Raw genomic sequence first — 16,696 nt, forward strand, 5'->3', positions numbered from 1 at the left:
CACGGGCATGAATAGATGCTGCTTTATCTGATTAACACCCCTCTCCAGCTAACACATAATGGGATAAATCGATTGTTAATCGCAAATCAGGAATTTCATTCACATATTGTACTGTCCGAATTAAGTCCAGGGTATCCGGCCTCGATGAGTTACCACAAAATACTAATGTTTAATGTGGGTACCCTGCTTCAAACTCATTTCCACATGGACCAGAATCTTGATTTGTTTCTGGTTCAACCTTGCTTCCATCTTCTCTGAACAGCGGGCTGTAAAAGTTGCCTATTTTTGTAGTTGATTCTCCTGCATAATGACAAATAAAAGCTTTACGAAACCGGTCCTTCGTTTTATTCCGATAAGAGCCATGAATTAAATTCCCATTAAAAAATAAGACATCTCCTTGATCCATAATAGCTGGTACCGCTTTCAAACCTATTGGCACTTTTACATAATGATTAGTAAACGATTCTTTAGAGTCAGCTAATTCTGGGCAATAAATTTCATCATTATTCGTTTTTGGAACAACCAGTAAAGTACCATTTTCTTGATCAGCTCGGTCTACAGCCGTCCATGCAGCAATACACGTTCCAGGCTCTACTTTTAAATAAAAATTGTCTTGATGCAAAGCTTGCCCCCGTGCAAGAGGCGGCTTAAAGTAAAACATGCTTTGAGCTGCCAAAGCATTTTCATCAAATAAATCAGACAAGATGAGCATAATTTTTGGATGAAGCATGTATTTCATAGCCAAATCATTTACACGATGAGGATGCATCATTCTTGGATATCGCTTAAGTGGATCTTCATCTTCTGAGGAATGATCCATTATAGGCTCAAAACAACCAGGAATCGCTTCTTTACTCATTTCCATAAAGGTTTGATCGATTTCTGTTATCTCTTGTTTAGTAAATACTTCTTTAATGATTAAATAACCTTCTTTTTCAAACTGATCTTTTTGCTCCTGAGAAATTGTTTTTAATCCAGTTACCATATTATCCATCCCCCTTTTATCAAAATATTCTGTAATCAACTCTATAAGAATATTGTATTAATCTTCTAATCAATGTAAAAGTAACAAAACAGCTAAAAACTATAATAATACTGCTAAAATTAATCACATTTGCGATATATTACATGCATTTAAGGATAGTATTAGTCAAATGAGGAGGAAGGAATATGCCGGATGTAGATTTCCCATCAGATTATGAGGTATATCCAGAGCCAGGTGTCTTAATCGCTGGGCACTTTCTTGTAAAGGAAACGTATAAAACAAAACGGCCTAAAGGCATGAGTGATTGGTTAATAACTTTTACTCTTGGAGGAGAGGGCTATTTCAAAGTCGATGATGAAAACATTACATGCAGTCAAGGTGACGTCACCTTATTAAAGCCAATGGTACCTCATCAATATGGAACTAGTAAAGGAAAAGATTGGAATTTCCTATGGGCTCATTTTTCTCCAGAGCTCTTTGAAACAAACTATCTTTCTGATGAGAAGCTAGTTAGACTTACGATGGAAAACGGCTATGGAAGAAATAGGTTGAGCCATGCCTTTGAGAAGCTTATTCAAGATTACCGAGAGAGAAATAAATATTGGTATGAGTTATGTCAAAATTCGTTAAAGGAAATTCTTTTACTTATAGCTCAAAAGCAAAAACATTCAATGGAACCGCGTATAGAAGAAGTTCTTCATATACTATCTATACAAATGAGTGAGTCTATTAAAATTGAAGAGTTAGCAAGAAAAGTTGGGCTATCACCCTCTAGACTTTCCCATTTATTCAAGGAAAACGTAGGGAGCTCTATTTTGGAAACATTAAAACAAATGAAATTAAATCAAGCTGCGCTTTTACTAGAGCATACTGACCAGAAAGCATCTGAAGTTGCAGTAGAAGTTGGATTCCAAAACTATAATCATTTCGCTATTCAATTCCGCAAACGATTTGGTGTTGCGCCAAGAAATTATAAAAAATTAAAGCAACAACATTCTTACAAAACATATGGACTGAAAAATCACCTTTAGTACCTATAAAAAAAAGGGCTAGGAGGCCCTGCAGAAAGAGGTATTAGCATGATACATACTCAAGATAAACAAAGTGGTTTATTTCAAATGGATATACCACAAATTGAAATGGCTGGAGACTTTATTATTAAATCTGGCTGGACTTTAGGTCCTAGAAGCCTAACTGAATATGAATTAGTTTATTTCCCAAATGGTTCAAAAACTAAATACGAAGTGTTCGATCGTACTTATTTATTAAATGAATCATGTTTTATTATCACACGACCTTCAGAAGAACACATGTATATTTTTGACCAAATACAACCGACAAGACATCTCTTTATTCACTTCAAATGTGATGTTGCAAAATCAGATTCACCATTAAAAGACTTAATTTTAAATGGGTCCTCATATATTGCTGCCGAGGAAACATCCTTCGTTCCCCGCATGTTGAAACATATTTTGTATTTAGCAGATACAAGACCTTATCAGTGGTATGAAAGGTGTAATTATTTGTTATTAGCAGCACTGGCAGAACTAAACGGAACTACCGAATTAAAGAAGACTGAACCAAATAGTAAAATTAAACCTATTCAAATAATAAGAGCACTAGACTATATTGATAAAAACCTTACCCGTAATCTTAATGTTGCAGAAGTTGCAAATATTACTGGTTGGACACATGAGCATTTTACGCGCATTTTTACTGATCACATTGGTCTTCCACCTCAAAAGGCAATAATGTATCGGCGTGTTGAACGTGCATGTCAGCATCTTTTGCATGAGCAATGGAGTATTAAACAAATTGCATTTGCAGTCGGTTTTAAAGACGAGCATTATTTTTCACGCACTTTTATTAAAGTAAAAGGAATAACTGCTACTGAATACCGCAACAAATATGCTGATTCCCGGCTGCATCATTTAGCACCTGCTGAAGAATACAGTTCTCCATACCCTTTCAACAAATATATATTATTTTCATGATCTATGCGCAAGATCAAATAAATCCAGTAAACATACGTTTAACTATATTGAGTTGAAACTTTATCTAATCAATAATTGATATAGGCCTATTAAACTATAATTATGCCAAACTTAGCGCACAATGGAGGGTGAAGGAATGTTAAAATATGCAGGTATTCAAAATCCCTATTCTGTCGGTGAATACAGTGTAGAGAAAAATGCCAAAGTGATACAACGCTATCGTTACATCCATGAAAGTCTGATCACCATTGCTGCAGGTCAATTACCTGCACGTGAAGACTGGGATCTCAAGGTTGCTCTTGGCAAACACCTCTATGAAGATGCTGAAGCAACTGATAAACTAAGAAAACGCCTAAGTCATCTTAGAACATCTTCTCAATTTGTTAATCGCGATCCAGATCCATCTTTATCACTATTAATGGATGAATTAATTCAAGCAAACAACGACTTGGAATTAGCCATTGGCATATACGATGTAATTAAGCCAGCCCTTATTCAAACATATAAAAAACATATTGCCGAGACACAGCAAATTGTCGACCAGCCTACCATTCGAATACTGCGTTCGATCTTACTTGATTTAGAAGAGCAAGTAGAGTGGGGACAAGGAATGATCACGGTTATCCAACAAGCTAATATTTATCACGAAGGATCTGATGAATTCAAAGAGAAGCTGCAGTCTTTTCTCATTGCTGCAGGAGGCATTGATGGTTTTCAGAAGAAATCATCCAGTTTACCTCATCGTTGGCGTTCACAAAAAGCTTACGAATTACCATTTAAATCAGTCCGTGACCCGAGAAACATGGGACCGACTACTTGGTCTCGAACTGGCGTCCCTAATCCTCCAGAAAATCAAATACAAGCGGAGCTATTAGATAAAATGCGTGTACGACAAGAAGAAATGACTGCTGCTGAACTCATTGCAGGGGTAATGTTTTCTCAAAAAAATATGCCTTGGGAATTTTACTATGACTTAGCAAGACATCTTTGGGACGAGGTAAGACATGCTTTGTTTGGTCAAGCGGCCCTTGAAGCAGAGGGTATTGAATGGATGAGCCAGCCACAGTACACTTCAGATTATGACATAAATGCACACAAACTACCCGGAGCACAATATACATGGTTATCGATAGGTATTGAAGAAGGAGCAATGGCACGTACAGGAAAACGTGCGGAATATGAATTTTGTCGTGATGAGGCCAAACATCCATTGATGACACAGTTTCAAGATTACGATTGGGCTGACGAGGTCGTACACGCTAACTTCGGACGGAAATGGGCCCCAGATCTAATCGGTGAAAATATTGAATTTGTTCGAGAAGTAGCAAAAAAAGAGCTCGATTATTTTTGGGATAAAGTAAATGCGGCCGGTTCCAATAATTAATGTATAACAAGCTCCCTTCAATAATGAAGGGGGCTTCTCATTTATTTTAGGGGGTTTAACCAGCATTTTGGAGTGATGTAATTGAACATTCGGACAAATAATCTTTTGCAAAATAGACACTATATTTGGATGGATAATGTTGTCGATGCCTATTTACCAGGGAGAAGTTTTTGCTTTCCTAGAAAACGATTTCAAAATGAAATTGCAAAAAAACGACTACTTCCATCTAAAAATTCAAGATGGACTAGTCGTTTTTCATTTCTATTTCACATACAACACAGATCCATTATCCGTAAACTGTGGCAACCAATCTCCATGTGCTTCGATTAATTCATCACACATTGCAATGATATCATCCATTGATAACTCTGCAGCAGTATGTGGATCCAGCATTGCTGCTTGGTATACAGATTCTCTTTTTCCTGAAATAGCAGCTTCAATGGTTAGTAATTGAGTGTTGATATTTGTTCTGTTTAGTGCAGCTAGTTGCTCTGGCAAATCACCAATGTATACTGGCATAATCCCACTTCGATCGACAACACATGGAACTTCTACACAGGCTTTCTCAGGAAGATTGCTGATCAAACGGCCGGTGTTCAACACATTTCCACCAAATTTAAAAGGCGCATTCGTTTCCATCGCTTCAATAATTCTTGAGCCATATTCATGTGAACGAGTATGCGTAAGCTGACTATTATTCACGATATCATCTCTCATCGATTCCCATCGCTCAATTTGATCAACACAACGACGTGGATATTCATCCAACGGGATGTTGAATCGATCAATGAGCTCTGGGTACTTACTTTTGATAAAATAAGGGTGATATTCAGCATTATGCTCTGATGATTCTGTTACATAATATCCAAACTTATCCATTAATTCAAAGCGAACCATATCATCATGCTTTTTTTGTTGTTTTTCCTTTGCACGGCGTTTGATCTCAGGATACAAATCCTCGCCGTCACGCTTTACCTCAAGCAGCCATGCCATATGGTTAATGCCGGCAATTTTTTCTTCAATTCCTTCTGGATCCATTCCTAATGATTTGAAAAGATGACTTGTGCAAACCTGAACACTGTGGCATAGCCCAACCGTTTTTACATTTGTATAACGAAGCATTGCTCCAGTTAATGATGCCATTGGATTCGTGTAATTTAACAACAGAGCATCGGGACAAACCTCTTCAATATCCCTGGCAAAATCAAGCATTACAGGAATTGTACGTAATGATCGGAAAATCCCACCAATTCCAATTGTATCTGCGATCGTTTGCTGCAGGCCATACTTTTTGGGAATCTCAAAATCTATAACTGTACTTGGTTTGTAGCCGCCAACTTGAATGGCATTGATCACATATTTGGCTCCTCTTAATGCCTCTTTTCGATCTAAATAAGATTTAATTGTGATATTTATCTTATAGTTTTTCTTTATGTTATTAAGCATGTTTTCAGAGTCTTTTAAACGCTGTTCATCAATATCGAAAAGGGCAAATTCAAAACCTGCTAACGCTGGTACAAACATACAATCTCCAAGAACATTCTTTGCAAAAACGGTACTGCCTGCACCAATAAATGTAATTTTAGACAACGCTCATCATCCTTTCAGTTTTATGTATTTCGACTATTTTCTTGCATTGATCATTGATATGCAGCTCGCTTTTGCCGGATCTTGTGGAATGCAATTTTTGCATTCCATGTTAGCCAAACCGCAATGGTACTTCCAAAGAAAAAGATAAACAAACCGGCAAACTTAGCAAATACAACAAAAATCGTTAAGCACCCTAAAATCATGATCACACTATGAAGAATCCGTGTGATACTAATAAATAAGACATTTTTCAAAAATTTTCTAAGTGGCATTTTCTCTTGGACAAAAAGTGGAAAAATAAACTGCAGCATAATCACAAACACAAACCCTGCTGTTAACACGAGGTATCTAAGCATGTAAAAGAGCATTCCATCTTTTTGAAAAAAGAATTGAATATCAAAATAGAGTAAGATAGCTGCTGCTACCAGGATAACTCCTAAAAGTTGTGACCTGATAAATTCTTCTTTGAATTTAGTGAAAAAGGTATTGAATACAGGAAAATCTTTGTTTCCGCTTAGCCATTCTTTTGCAATATGAAACATTGAAACAGTAGAAGGGAACAACCCAAAAACAAGTAGTCCAGCTAATGTAAACAGTACCCACAATGCATTTAGGTAGAGTAAACGATAGATCCAATCAAAAACCCGCATTAATTTATTCACATGAACCACCCCTTTCCACATATTTATTTATTAGCTCTTCGAACCTGTTAAAGCAACACCTTCAATAATTTGTTTTTGTGCAAAAATATACACAATAATGACTGGGATAACTGAGATTGTCGTTCCAGCCATCAATAACGACCAATCAGTAAAGTATAAACCTTTAAATGTATTTAACAGTAAAGGCACAGTAAACTTTTCTGGTGATGTCAAATAGATTAATGGCTCTAAGAAACTGTTCCAAATTCCCATAAAAGCAAAGATGCCGAATGCGGCTAATGCTGGTTTAATTAATGGTAAGATGACACTCCAATAAATCCGTAATGGATTTGCTCCATCAATAACAGCTGCTTCACTTAATTCATTTGGAATCCCTCTAATGAATTGTCGCAATAAGAACACCCCAAATGCATTAAACAAACCAGCAGGGACAATTAACGATAAATGTGTATCAATCCAGCCTAGATAATCCATGATCAAATAAAGCGGCACCATTGTTACTTGTTTTGGAATCATCATTGTTGCTAAAAACAAAATAAATAATAAGTTAGAACCTTGGAAACGGATTTTAGCAAATGCATAGGCAGCCATTGAGCATGTTAATAAATTCAGAAGAACAACTACAGCTGTAATATAAAAACTATTAAAATATGCTTGACCAAACGGCATTGCCGTTAATGAGTTCGGATAGTTTTGAAAAGTAATTGGATCCGGAAACCATTTTGGAGGTATAAGGAAAATTTGCGATACATCTTTTAAGGAACTGCTTAGTGTCCACAAAAATGGAGCAACCATCAAAAAGGCACCAATGATTAAAACAATGTGAAGCAAAATTCTTGTTGGCTTTATTTTTTTCCCAAGGCTCACTGACACATTCAGATTCGGTACTGTTTTTGTTTGAACATCACTGATCTTCATAATGAACCCACCTTTTTGACATCTTAAACTGGAATAACGTAAACATGAGAATGATGACGAATAGAATCATAGCAGATGCAGAACTAATACCCATTTTAAAGTCAACGAATGCTGCTTCATAAATGTGATAAACGAATGTGTAGCTTGATTTTGCCGGTCCCCCACTTGTCATTACATAGGCTTGGTCAAACACTTGGAATGACGAAATGATCGCCATGATTGTAATAAAGAAGGTTGTTGGTGATAACAATGGCAATGTGATATGAAGAAATTTCTGCCAACTAGATGCCCCATCAATATCTGCTGCTTCATAATAGGATTTTGAAATCCCTTGAAGTCCTGCTAAGAAAATAACCATGTTATAGCCCAATCCCCACCAAATACTTAAGAGTGCGATCGACGGCATAACCCATTTTGTATCGGTCAGCCACATCGGACCATCGATTCCAATGTTAGCTAAAACTTGATTTAGGATTCCGAAGTCACCGTTTAAAATCCACATCCAAATGACACCGATTGATACGGAACTTGTGACAACTGGCATGAAATAGAACAAACGGTAAATGTTTTTCCCTTTTATTTTATTTAGAGCAATTGCAACTGCTAAAGAGATTCCAATACTAAATGGGATAACCAAAACTGTGTAATAGACGGTATTCACTAATGCTTTCCAAAAGTCAGGTTCTGTAAATTGATCGATATAGTTTGCTAGACCGACAAATTCCTTTGCACCAAACCCATCCCATTTCATAAAGCTCAATACGAGTGTGAAAATAACTGGAATTAATGAGAACGCGATTAAACCGATTAATTGAGGAGCTAGAAATGTATATCCCCATAGATTTTGACGACTTCTCAATGGTATCACCTTCTTCTGTAATAGATGAGGGTGACTCAAAAGGGTCAAACCTCCTAACGGTACTCATATAAGAGACTATTATTGTGTTGGAGTGGTTTGACCCTTTGGTTTTGAGTTACTCTCTCGTTTCCTTGAACTAGTTACTCACCTTTGTGCTCAGCAATCATTTCTTTCGCTTTCTTCGCTAATTTTTTTACTGTTGTTTTTGCATCATCCTTTCCGAGATACATTAAGTCAATGAGGTCAATAACCTCTTTGTCTAATCCCGGAACTGTAGACTGAACAGAGTTTGCAAAACCTTGCTCACGAGCATCAAAGATATATTCAACATGTTCAGGCACTTTTGAATCAGTTACAGATTCATCAATTCCACCGATTGATGGGATCGCATTTCCTATACCTGCAAGACGCGTTTTTTGTCCCATTTTAGATGTGTAGTATGTTACGAATTTCAGAGCTTCTTCTTTATGCTTTGAATCATTGTTTGCAGCCATATATGCGGTAGGGATTCCGACTGGCTCAGTTTTGTTTTCTGTGTTTGATGGCCAAGGAATATAATCCCACTCTAAAGCTTTGTTTTCATGGAATAAAGGAGTATACCATCTGCCTGCACCAACCATCCCTACTTGGCCAGACATAAACATTGCTTCAGCACCTTGACCTTTAGGCAGTGAACCAGCATATTTAAAGTTTTTCTCATCAATCATACGATCTAGAAAACTCATTGCTTCGATCCCTTTTTCATTTTTATCTAAAACAAATTCACCTGTTTCTTTGTTGTAAATTTCTCCACCATTAGCCCAAATCCAGCTAAATACTGGACCCCACCAGTTATCAACGATAAATCCGTATTTTCCAGCTTCACGTAATTGACTTGTTACTTCTTCCATTGCAGCAAAGTTCCATTCGCCAGCATCAAAATATTCTTGAGGAGATTTAATACCTAATTCTGAGAGGAGTTTTTTGTTGTAGTATATTAACATAGGGTTACAATCAACCGTAACACCATAAATTTCATTATCTTTTTTCGCGCCACCCCATAAACCTTCAGAAAACTCATCAGGTTTTACATAGCTTTCAGAGCTATTCATGAATTCACTAAGTGGAGCAAGTTTACCAGTTTCAATGATTTTTGAAATATCACCGTCACCTAAGTAGAAAACGTCAGGGGCTTGACTACCTTGAAGTTGTGTTTGTAATTTTTGAATGTATCCATCACTAGGGATTGGTACTAGTTTTACTTTAATATTAGGATTTTCTTTCATAAAGCCATCAACAGCCTTCTGTATCACTTTAAGCTCTCCTGGGTTTCCCCATGTAGAAAACGTTAAATTTACTGTTTCACCAGAATCTGTTGAACTTGTACTACTAGAATCGCTACATCCCTGTAAAACCGGAACTATTACCAGCAATAAAGCAAGAAATAAAAATGCAAGTTTTGCTTTCCTCATACATTTACCCCCTTATTTCATTTTTCATTTCGTTAAAAGCTTTTTACTAATAACTTAATTAAAATGTTTCCTCCGTTAAACAGTTTTGACACTAGATCATTGCTTGCTTATGTAATAAATATCACCTCCTTAAAACCTAAAAAAATGTAATCGCTTTCATTTTTTTAGAGTCTTAGACTAGAATTTATTAATTGAAGAGTTTTATAGTTTTAATATAATAATGAAAGAACACATAATGATTGCGTCGTTTGCTGTTATTGCCATAATCATATCCCTTTTGATTAATTATAAATGCTCGGAATATTGTTGAATTTAAACACCAGCTGTTTTGGAAATATCTTTAACGGTTGTCTTCCTTTGTCAGAATATGCAACTATGATTAACTAGAATATATAGGAACTACAAGATCAAGTCAATGTAGTTTTTTTAATTTTCTTAATGTTTAGAACTATTCATATATTTAAAGTTTTTATATTTATTGACATAATTCCTAATTTTGCAGAGAAAATTCTCAAATACAAAAAATTTTTTTAATAACTTTGTCATTTGTGCTAGATATGAACTTCCTTCATGCTACAAACGAAGCTCCAAGTTTTGTTATACCCCCATAAATAAAAGCAAAATAAACAAGCTCTCCATTATGGAGAGCTCAATGGTTAGATCGGGTTTAACCTACTGCCTAGGGTTTCATTTGTGGAAAATGAGTTTGCATATTTATTCTCTATTGGGCTGTGAGCTGTGAAATATCTTTTTTTCAAGTCCAATCTCCCTGTAATGCAGAGTAGTGGTTCATAATATAAAATTCTCTTTATTCTTCAAAAAATACGTTAGATAACCTCCCCTAAATACTTACAAGTAATTCTTAATCCTGTATGTTTAAAGTATCAAAGGCAAAGGGGTTGTCAAAATGAAAAAAAATGACGTAGGATTCCTTACATTTTTAGTTTTATTAGTAAAAATTGCATTTACTTACTGATATGAAACGAAACTATCAATAGCCCTCCACAATCAATGGTTTGATCTGTTGTTTGGTTTTAAACCTCAAACATAAGACTGTGTAAATCATATAAAAATCCAGTTTACATACACACAAAAGAAGGCAGCAAAAGAGCCAAACTCTTACTATCAAGGGTTTGGCTCTTTGTCGTTTTTTATCGTTGATACACCTTTTTTACCGTTGATTTATAAACGTTTCTGGCTTATTCAGAAGTCTGGTGGCTGCATAAAAAAATGGGGTTTTACGCAATCTTTTCTTAAACTAAAGCACTCGTTAGTTCACCAAGAACTAATTATCAAAGTTAACTATACTATCTCCTATTGGTGTCACTATCCCATCCATACTTATAGAATTTTTCTTTTTACGATATTCTTCTAAATCTTGTTCGCTTTTATTGGCAGCCCACTGTTGAAGAGTATCTCGTTCACCATTGTATGAATAAAATGGTACACTAAATCCACATGACGTTTTAACCGTTTCTATCTTTGCATAAATAATTTGACGTGCACCAGGAAGGATGTCAAAATGTTTAGCCATATCATCCCATTCAGGTGTACCAGGTAATACCACGTTACCTCTTCCATAAAGACGTAAAATCATCGGGGGACCTTCAAAAGCTAAGAACATAAATGTTATTCTCCCGTTATCTTTTAAATGTGCACTTGTTTCATTTCCACTGCCAGTTAAATCTAAATAAGCGACTTCTGTTGAAGAGAATATCCGCAGTACATCATGACCTTTTGGGGAAATGTTAACATGTCCGTCTGCTGATAGAGGGGCTGAACCAACAAAAAAAATTCGTTGTTTTCTTATAAACTCTTCGTGATTTGGAAGTATGGATGAATAAACTGTTCCCATAAAATATTCCTCCTTGTCTTAACGAGTGTTCAAAATAAAAAGCCTATCATCTCATAAGAGACGATAGGCTTTACCTTCGTGGTACCACTCTTGTTGATTTGCTTATACAACAAATCCACTTTAAAACAGATTACGGATGTCAACCGTTAAGACCTACATATCAGTCTTACCACTTGTGGGCGAGTTGGGGACTTTATTGACTGTCTTTCACCAACCGACAGCTCTCTAAACAATAAACATTCCTTAATACTCCCAGTCACTGTGTTTTAATATTTTTTAGAATTTTCTTAATTTTATTATGTGTTATTAAATAAGTCAACCTATATTTTACCATTTACTCTTAAACTAACCTACCTCAATAAACTAATCACAATCTCACGATTGCTCTAGAATTCTTAGGTTTTCATAGCCATATCAATTTTGTTATTAATTAAGATGGCTATGTTTTTTCGCATAAGTGAAATATACAATTACCCCTAGTGCAATCCAAATAACGAAAGATACCCAAGTGATTTTTGGCAGACTAAGTGCAAGATATAGACAGAACGAAGCACTTATTAACGGAAATACCGGTACGAACGGAACTCTGAAAGATGCCTTTATTTCAGGGAATTTTTTACGCAATACAATAATCGCGATGGACACTAAGGTAAAAGCAGCGAGTGTACCCATATTAACGAGGTGGGCCAATGTCGTTAAATCAACAAATCCTGCTATGCTTGCAGCTATAATTCCAGTTAGCCATGTGTTGCTAAATGGTGTTTTATATTTTTTATGAACCTTCGATAATGTTTCCGGCAGCAAACCGTCTCGGCTGATCGCAAACGATAATCGGACTTGGGCATAAATTAAGGCAAGAAGAACAGTTGTGATACCAGCAACTGCTCCTACGGAAATAACCCCCGCAATCTTATCTTGGCCAACTGAAAATAAAGCAAAGGCAACCGGATCTGCTACATTCAATTTTTCATATGAAACCATACCGGTCAAAATTCCAGAAACGCCAATATATAGCACAGTACAGATTAATAGGGAAGCAATAATACCTATTGGCATGTTCCGTTTCGGATTTTTCACTTCTTCTGAAGCTGTTGCAATGACATCAAAACCAATGTATGCAAAGAATACTGTCGCTGCTCCAGTTACGATTCCTTCAAAGCCAAACGGAACAAATGGAGTCCAGTTTTCAGGTTTAACATATCCGATTCCTGCAAAAATAAACAGTAAGATAACCGCGAGCTTAATAAAAACCATTACATTATTGAATTTAATGCTTTCTTTAACCCCTCTGCTTACAAGTGCAGTAATAACAAGGATAATGATAAAAGCCGGCAGGTTAATTAGTCCGCCTTGTCCCATAGCTGGGGCAGAAGCCAAAGCAGCAGGAACCTGCAATCCAAAACCTTTAATCAGTGATTGAAAATAAGCAGACCATCCTGTAGCAACGGCCGATATCGCCAAAACATATTCCAGCATCAAATCCCAGCCAATTAAAAATGCAAAGAACTCGCCTATAGTGGCGTATGTGTACGTATAGACACTTCCCGAGACAGGAACAGCTGATGAAAACTCTGCATAACAGAAAGCCGCCAGTGCGCAGGCAATTCCTGCAATAACAAACGAAATCATTATCGCTGGCCCTGTACTTTCTGCGGCCACAACTCCAGTTATAACGAAAATCCCAGTGCCGATTACACAGCCGACCCCAAGGAAAATTAAATCAAGAAGGCCCAATGAGCGAGAAAGCTCTTTTTTCCCGCTCTGTTCCAATAAGCCAGCCATTGATTTCTTTCGAAAGATTTGATTCATGAAAGTCCTCCTGAGTAAATTAATATGCTTTTCTCCTCCGTTAACTTATCATTATCTCCTAATTAATTAGTTATAGAATTTTCATTTTGCAAATAAAAGAATAACACCTAATAATAATAAAATATTCTGAAAATTACTCTTGCTATTAACTAAAAAATGAAATAATTAAAATAGAACATATACGAGTATATTGTCGAATTTTGTTGAAGTCAAGGTAATTTTATTTGAATAGTTTCCCATATAAAAACCACGTTCAGATTTTAAGAACGGAGTTAACAAGCAATCATAAAATATTTCTATTCATTAGCAATCCTATCTCCCATTGAAATCAAGAGTAGAATAGGAAGAGCTACAAAGTTATTAGAACATATAAGACCTGGCGATACAGTGATGTTGACAAAAATAGATTGTTTGGGCCAGGTCGATTATTGATTTAAATAAAATTATAAAAACACTGCAAGAAAAACAAGTTGATATCCATTTTTTCAAAGATAATTTATCTTTTAAGGTCAATGAAACAGCAAACCCTCTAAAATCTTTATTATTCAATGTTTTAGGTTCTTTTGGGCAGTTTGAAAGAGATATAATAGTTGAACGAACATCTGAAGGCAGTGAAAGAGCAAAATTGAGAGGTAACCACATGGGGCGTCCTTCACAACCAAGAAAGAATATAGAAGGAGCCTTACGAATATATTATAGTAGAAACACGAATGGATTAAGCGTGAAAAACTCACTAGTGTGCCTAAAGCAATTTAATATGCAGAAATTAGAAAGAAACGTGCAAACAACTTAGAATAGTTGTTGCACGTTTGGAATGTCTCAATTACACCTTACTATAATGAGTGTTAAACCCTTTTTTTATGTGAAGAAAAAATCCCCAATAAGTTTTACCCTGTTGGACTATGATTTCTTCTTAAGTTAGCGTAGCAGGATAGATAAACAAGAGGGCACAGCCCTCTTGTTTATCACTTTTTAGAAATTATTACTGGGAATTAAATATTACAGAAGGTTCCTATTAAGCTGCCTGAAACAGCATCATAATCTGGTATTATACAGACTATGTAGGCTCTATGTCTTTATAAACCTTTTCACGCCAGAACCAAAGTTTGTTAGTTAGTTGTGCTTTTGTACTCTGGCAGTAGAGGTTCCGAGATACCATCTACCCCCACAAGACCAAGCATAGTTAAAAATGCTCTTTGTGGTCCTTGATAAGCATCAGTTGGATCAAACCATTCATCAGGGGAATGAGCTAATCCACTTTTACCCCCTCCTCCTAACACTAATGAGGGAATACCTAGGCTAATTGGGAGATTTGCATCCGTGCTACTGGCTTCATTTAAGGCAGGAGATAAATTAATTGCCTGAGTAGATGCCCAAGCAGCTTGAACATTTAATGCATCATCTGGCTGAGTTCCTGCAGGACGATCACCAAGTAATTCAATTTCAGCTTTTATACCTTTTTCCTCTTTATACTTCCAGCGTTTATTTTCAGCTTTTGCTGCATTTTTTGCAATACGTAAGATTTTGTTTTCTAATTCTACTAATTCATTCTCATCATTTGATCTCATATCAACAAGCATGTTAGCTTCGGCGGCGATTGCGTTAACAGATGTTCCACCTTCTACAGTGCCAACTGTAAATGTAGTCTTAGGATTCTTTACTGTTTTTACATTTGAGATGTCTGAAATAGCTCGTCCTAAAGCATGAATAGCACTAGGTGTACCAAATGCTCCAAAACTATGTCCACCTGGTCCTTTATATGAAATTTTATAACGATGACTTCCAGTTGCCTTATATGTAATCCCTGTTGCACTTGTGCCATCTAATGAAATATACCCGTCTACTTCAGGGTGTTCTTTAAAAAATGCTTTAACTCCTCTTAGATCACCTAACCCTTCTTCTCCAACCGTTCCTCCAAAGATAATGTCCCCTTTCGTCTGAATACCTGACTCATTGAATGCTCTTACTATGGAAAGAAGTGCTGCTAATCCTCTTCCGTCATCTGATATTCCCGGAGCATATAATATCCCGTCTTTTTCTATGACCTTTGTGTCAGTACCTTCTGGAAAGACTGTATCTAAATGTGCTGAAACAAACAATACAGGACCCTCCCCTGTTCCTTGACGAATACCAAATACATTGCCCTCCTCATCCATTTGCACATCTTTAAGTCCTACCTCTTCTAAACGCTTCTTGTAATCTTCAGCACGCAGTTGTTCTTTAAAAGGAGGGGCCGGAATCTCTGTGATATCAATTTGTTCAGAGACTGTTTGTTCATGATCAGCTTTAATGAAATCCAATCCTTGTTTAACTTGAACATTAGCTGTGATTTGCTCATAATATTTTTTCACTTCCGGTGACAAATTGTACGAGGTATCCTCGTTTTCCCCTTTACTTTTACTATTGGTTTGATCTTGTGATGCGCTGTAAGAAAAGGCAGAGAGACACAGAACTGATGTGGTCATAATAATTGTTACTGCTTTCCAAGAAAGTCTTTTCATTACTCGTATTCCTCCTTGTTATAATTTAAATTTAGAAATTCTAAATTTATTCCCTAATATTATAGAATATTCTGATTTTTTTAAACAGAATACATGTTAACGGGCCAAAAGATGGATCTTTCTTACAGTCTCTATTCTTAGGATACCACCGCATGTCCATCAAGCTAAAACCTGTGAATGATGAGAGGGAAGCCGTTCCCGCAAAGTCAACACTATATGGGGTACAGCCAGGAAAATGCGGATTTACAATAGCAATTACGAAATAAAATATCGGTGTTTTAAAAACGTTAAGGTTTTTGAAACAAGCCTAATGAGACATAGTGAAGCCTGGGAATTGGCATGAATATCATCTCTAGCAGTACAAGCAATCAACTAGTAAACTATCGCCCGAATATCAGACACAAAAACACAAAAATAAGTGTTTAATATTCATTTTTTTAATCAAATGCTGCGATAAGCAATTTCTAGAAGGCTCTTTTCAGAACTGCTTGTGAATTACTGTATTTAACTAAAGGGGCTTTTCTTAAATAAGAACGAGTTGAAAACCAAGTATTTCTCCATACCATTTTACTGATATTTCAGGGTCCTTTATTCCTAGTATATCCAGTACCGTAATTCAGTTCGTGTTTTACTCTATTGCAAGAGCGTAAGTATGATCGTATTAGATAAAAATTCCAGCTTAAAAAAA

At 36.2% G+C, this 16,696-nt stretch carries 13 protein-coding genes and 1 other annotated feature; of the genes, 4 read left to right on the top strand and 9 right to left on the bottom strand.

From position 1 onward, the window contains the following. Nucleotides 1-169 precede the first annotated feature (169 nt). A complete protein-coding gene (locus K8L98_RS15185) occupies nt 170-985 on the bottom strand; it encodes a phytanoyl-CoA dioxygenase family protein (protein WP_223435854.1) in 816 nt (271 codons plus the stop codon). Nucleotides 986-1,170: 185 nt separating this feature from the next. On the opposite strand from K8L98_RS15185, the gene K8L98_RS15190 reads away from it, so the two are divergent. The 3 genes from K8L98_RS15190 to K8L98_RS15200 all read left to right on the top strand — a co-directional run bounded on the left by K8L98_RS15190 (nt 1,171) and on the right by K8L98_RS15200 (nt 4,363). Further along, nucleotides 1,171-2,016, top strand: coding sequence for a helix-turn-helix domain-containing protein (locus K8L98_RS15190; protein ID WP_223435856.1), 846 nt, complete (start codon nt 1,171-1,173; stop codon nt 2,014-2,016). Nucleotides 2,017-2,064: 48 nt separating this feature from the next. Next, complete coding sequence (locus tag K8L98_RS15195; protein WP_223435857.1) at nt 2,065-2,979, top strand: AraC family transcriptional regulator; 915 nt, start codon at nt 2,065-2,067, stop codon at nt 2,977-2,979. A 136-nt stretch (nt 2,980-3,115) separates the two neighbouring features. Then, on the top strand, nt 3,116-4,363 hold the full coding sequence (locus K8L98_RS15200) for a hypothetical protein (protein WP_223435858.1): 1,248 nt from the start codon (nt 3,116-3,118) through the stop codon (nt 4,361-4,363). A gap of 261 nt (nt 4,364-4,624) precedes the next feature. Here K8L98_RS15200 and melA read toward each other — a convergent pair whose 3' ends face one another. The 7 genes from melA to K8L98_RS15240 all read right to left on the bottom strand — a co-directional run bounded on the left by melA (nt 4,625) and on the right by K8L98_RS15240 (nt 13,507). Next, complete coding sequence (gene melA / locus K8L98_RS15210) at nt 4,625-5,953, bottom strand: alpha-glucosidase/alpha-galactosidase (RefSeq protein ID WP_223435859.1); 1,329 nt, start codon at nt 5,951-5,953, stop codon at nt 4,625-4,627. 50 nt (nt 5,954-6,003) lie between these two features. After that, the gene (locus K8L98_RS15215) at nt 6,004-6,615 is read right to left on the bottom strand and encodes a YesL family protein (protein WP_223435860.1); all 612 of its coding nucleotides are present in this window, start codon (nt 6,613-6,615) and stop codon (nt 6,004-6,006) included. Between the two features lie 30 nt (nt 6,616-6,645). Continuing rightward, on the bottom strand, nt 6,646-7,533 hold the full coding sequence (locus K8L98_RS15220) for a carbohydrate ABC transporter permease (protein WP_223435861.1): 888 nt from the start codon (nt 7,531-7,533) through the stop codon (nt 6,646-6,648). Next, nucleotides 7,520-8,392, bottom strand: a complete 873-nt coding sequence (locus tag K8L98_RS15225) for a carbohydrate ABC transporter permease (RefSeq protein WP_223435862.1) — start codon at nt 8,390-8,392, stop codon at nt 7,520-7,522. The genes K8L98_RS15220 and K8L98_RS15225 overlap by 14 nt, the downstream gene beginning before the upstream one ends. Before the next feature lie 140 nt (nt 8,393-8,532). After that, nucleotides 8,533-9,843: an ABC transporter substrate-binding protein gene (locus K8L98_RS15230; RefSeq protein ID WP_223435864.1), complete on the bottom strand. Its 1,311-nt coding sequence runs from the start codon at nt 9,841-9,843 to the stop codon at nt 8,533-8,535. Nucleotides 9,844-11,128: 1,285 nt separating this feature from the next. Next, complete coding sequence (locus K8L98_RS15235) at nt 11,129-11,698, bottom strand: pyridoxamine 5'-phosphate oxidase family protein (RefSeq protein ID WP_223435865.1); 570 nt, start codon at nt 11,696-11,698, stop codon at nt 11,129-11,131. Between the two features lie 53 nt (nt 11,699-11,751). Further along, nucleotides 11,752-11,967, bottom strand: a binding site (T-box leader). A gap of 157 nt (nt 11,968-12,124) precedes the next feature. Next, a complete protein-coding gene (locus K8L98_RS15240; protein WP_223435866.1) occupies nt 12,125-13,507 on the bottom strand; it encodes a branched-chain amino acid transporter BcaP in 1,383 nt (460 codons plus the stop codon). A 427-nt stretch (nt 13,508-13,934) separates the two neighbouring features. On the opposite strand from K8L98_RS15240, the gene K8L98_RS26895 reads away from it, so the two are divergent. Then, entirely contained in the window at nt 13,935-14,300 is a 366-nt protein-coding gene (locus K8L98_RS26895) for a recombinase family protein (protein ID WP_223443483.1), read from the top strand. Between the two features lie 316 nt (nt 14,301-14,616). Here the strand turns inward: K8L98_RS26895 and K8L98_RS15245 are convergent, their stop codons facing one another. Beyond that, a complete protein-coding gene (locus K8L98_RS15245; protein ID WP_338036980.1) occupies nt 14,617-16,008 on the bottom strand; it encodes a M20/M25/M40 family metallo-hydrolase in 1,392 nt (463 codons plus the stop codon). Nucleotides 16,009-16,696 lie beyond the last annotated feature (688 nt).

The organism is Metabacillus dongyingensis, assembly GCF_019933155.2.
GTDB classification, from domain to species: domain Bacteria; phylum Bacillota; class Bacilli; order Bacillales; family Bacillaceae; genus Bacillus_P; species Bacillus_P dongyingensis.

Coding starts and splice junctions, on each gene's coding strand:
- K8L98_RS15195 (WP_223435857.1), top strand. CDS start 2,065: ATGATACATACTCAAGATAAACAAAGTGGTTTATTTCAAATGGATATA.
- K8L98_RS15190 (WP_223435856.1), top strand. CDS start 1,171: ATGCCGGATGTAGATTTCCCATCAGATTATGAGGTATATCCAGAGCCA.
- K8L98_RS15185 (WP_223435854.1), bottom strand. CDS start 985: ATGGTAACTGGATTAAAAACAATTTCTCAGGAGCAAAAAGATCAGTTT.
- K8L98_RS15240 (WP_223435866.1), bottom strand. CDS start 13,507: ATGAATCAAATCTTTCGAAAGAAATCAATGGCTGGCTTATTGGAACAG.
- K8L98_RS15220 (WP_223435861.1), bottom strand. CDS start 7,533: ATGAAGATCAGTGATGTTCAAACAAAAACAGTACCGAATCTGAATGTG.
- K8L98_RS15230 (WP_223435864.1), bottom strand. CDS start 9,843: ATGAGGAAAGCAAAACTTGCATTTTTATTTCTTGCTTTATTGCTGGTA.
- K8L98_RS15200 (WP_223435858.1), top strand. CDS start 3,116: ATGTTAAAATATGCAGGTATTCAAAATCCCTATTCTGTCGGTGAATAC.
- K8L98_RS15235 (WP_223435865.1), bottom strand. CDS start 11,698: ATGGGAACAGTTTATTCATCCATACTTCCAAATCACGAAGAGTTTATA.
- K8L98_RS15245 (WP_338036980.1), bottom strand. CDS start 16,008: ATGAAAAGACTTTCTTGGAAAGCAGTAACAATTATTATGACCACATCA.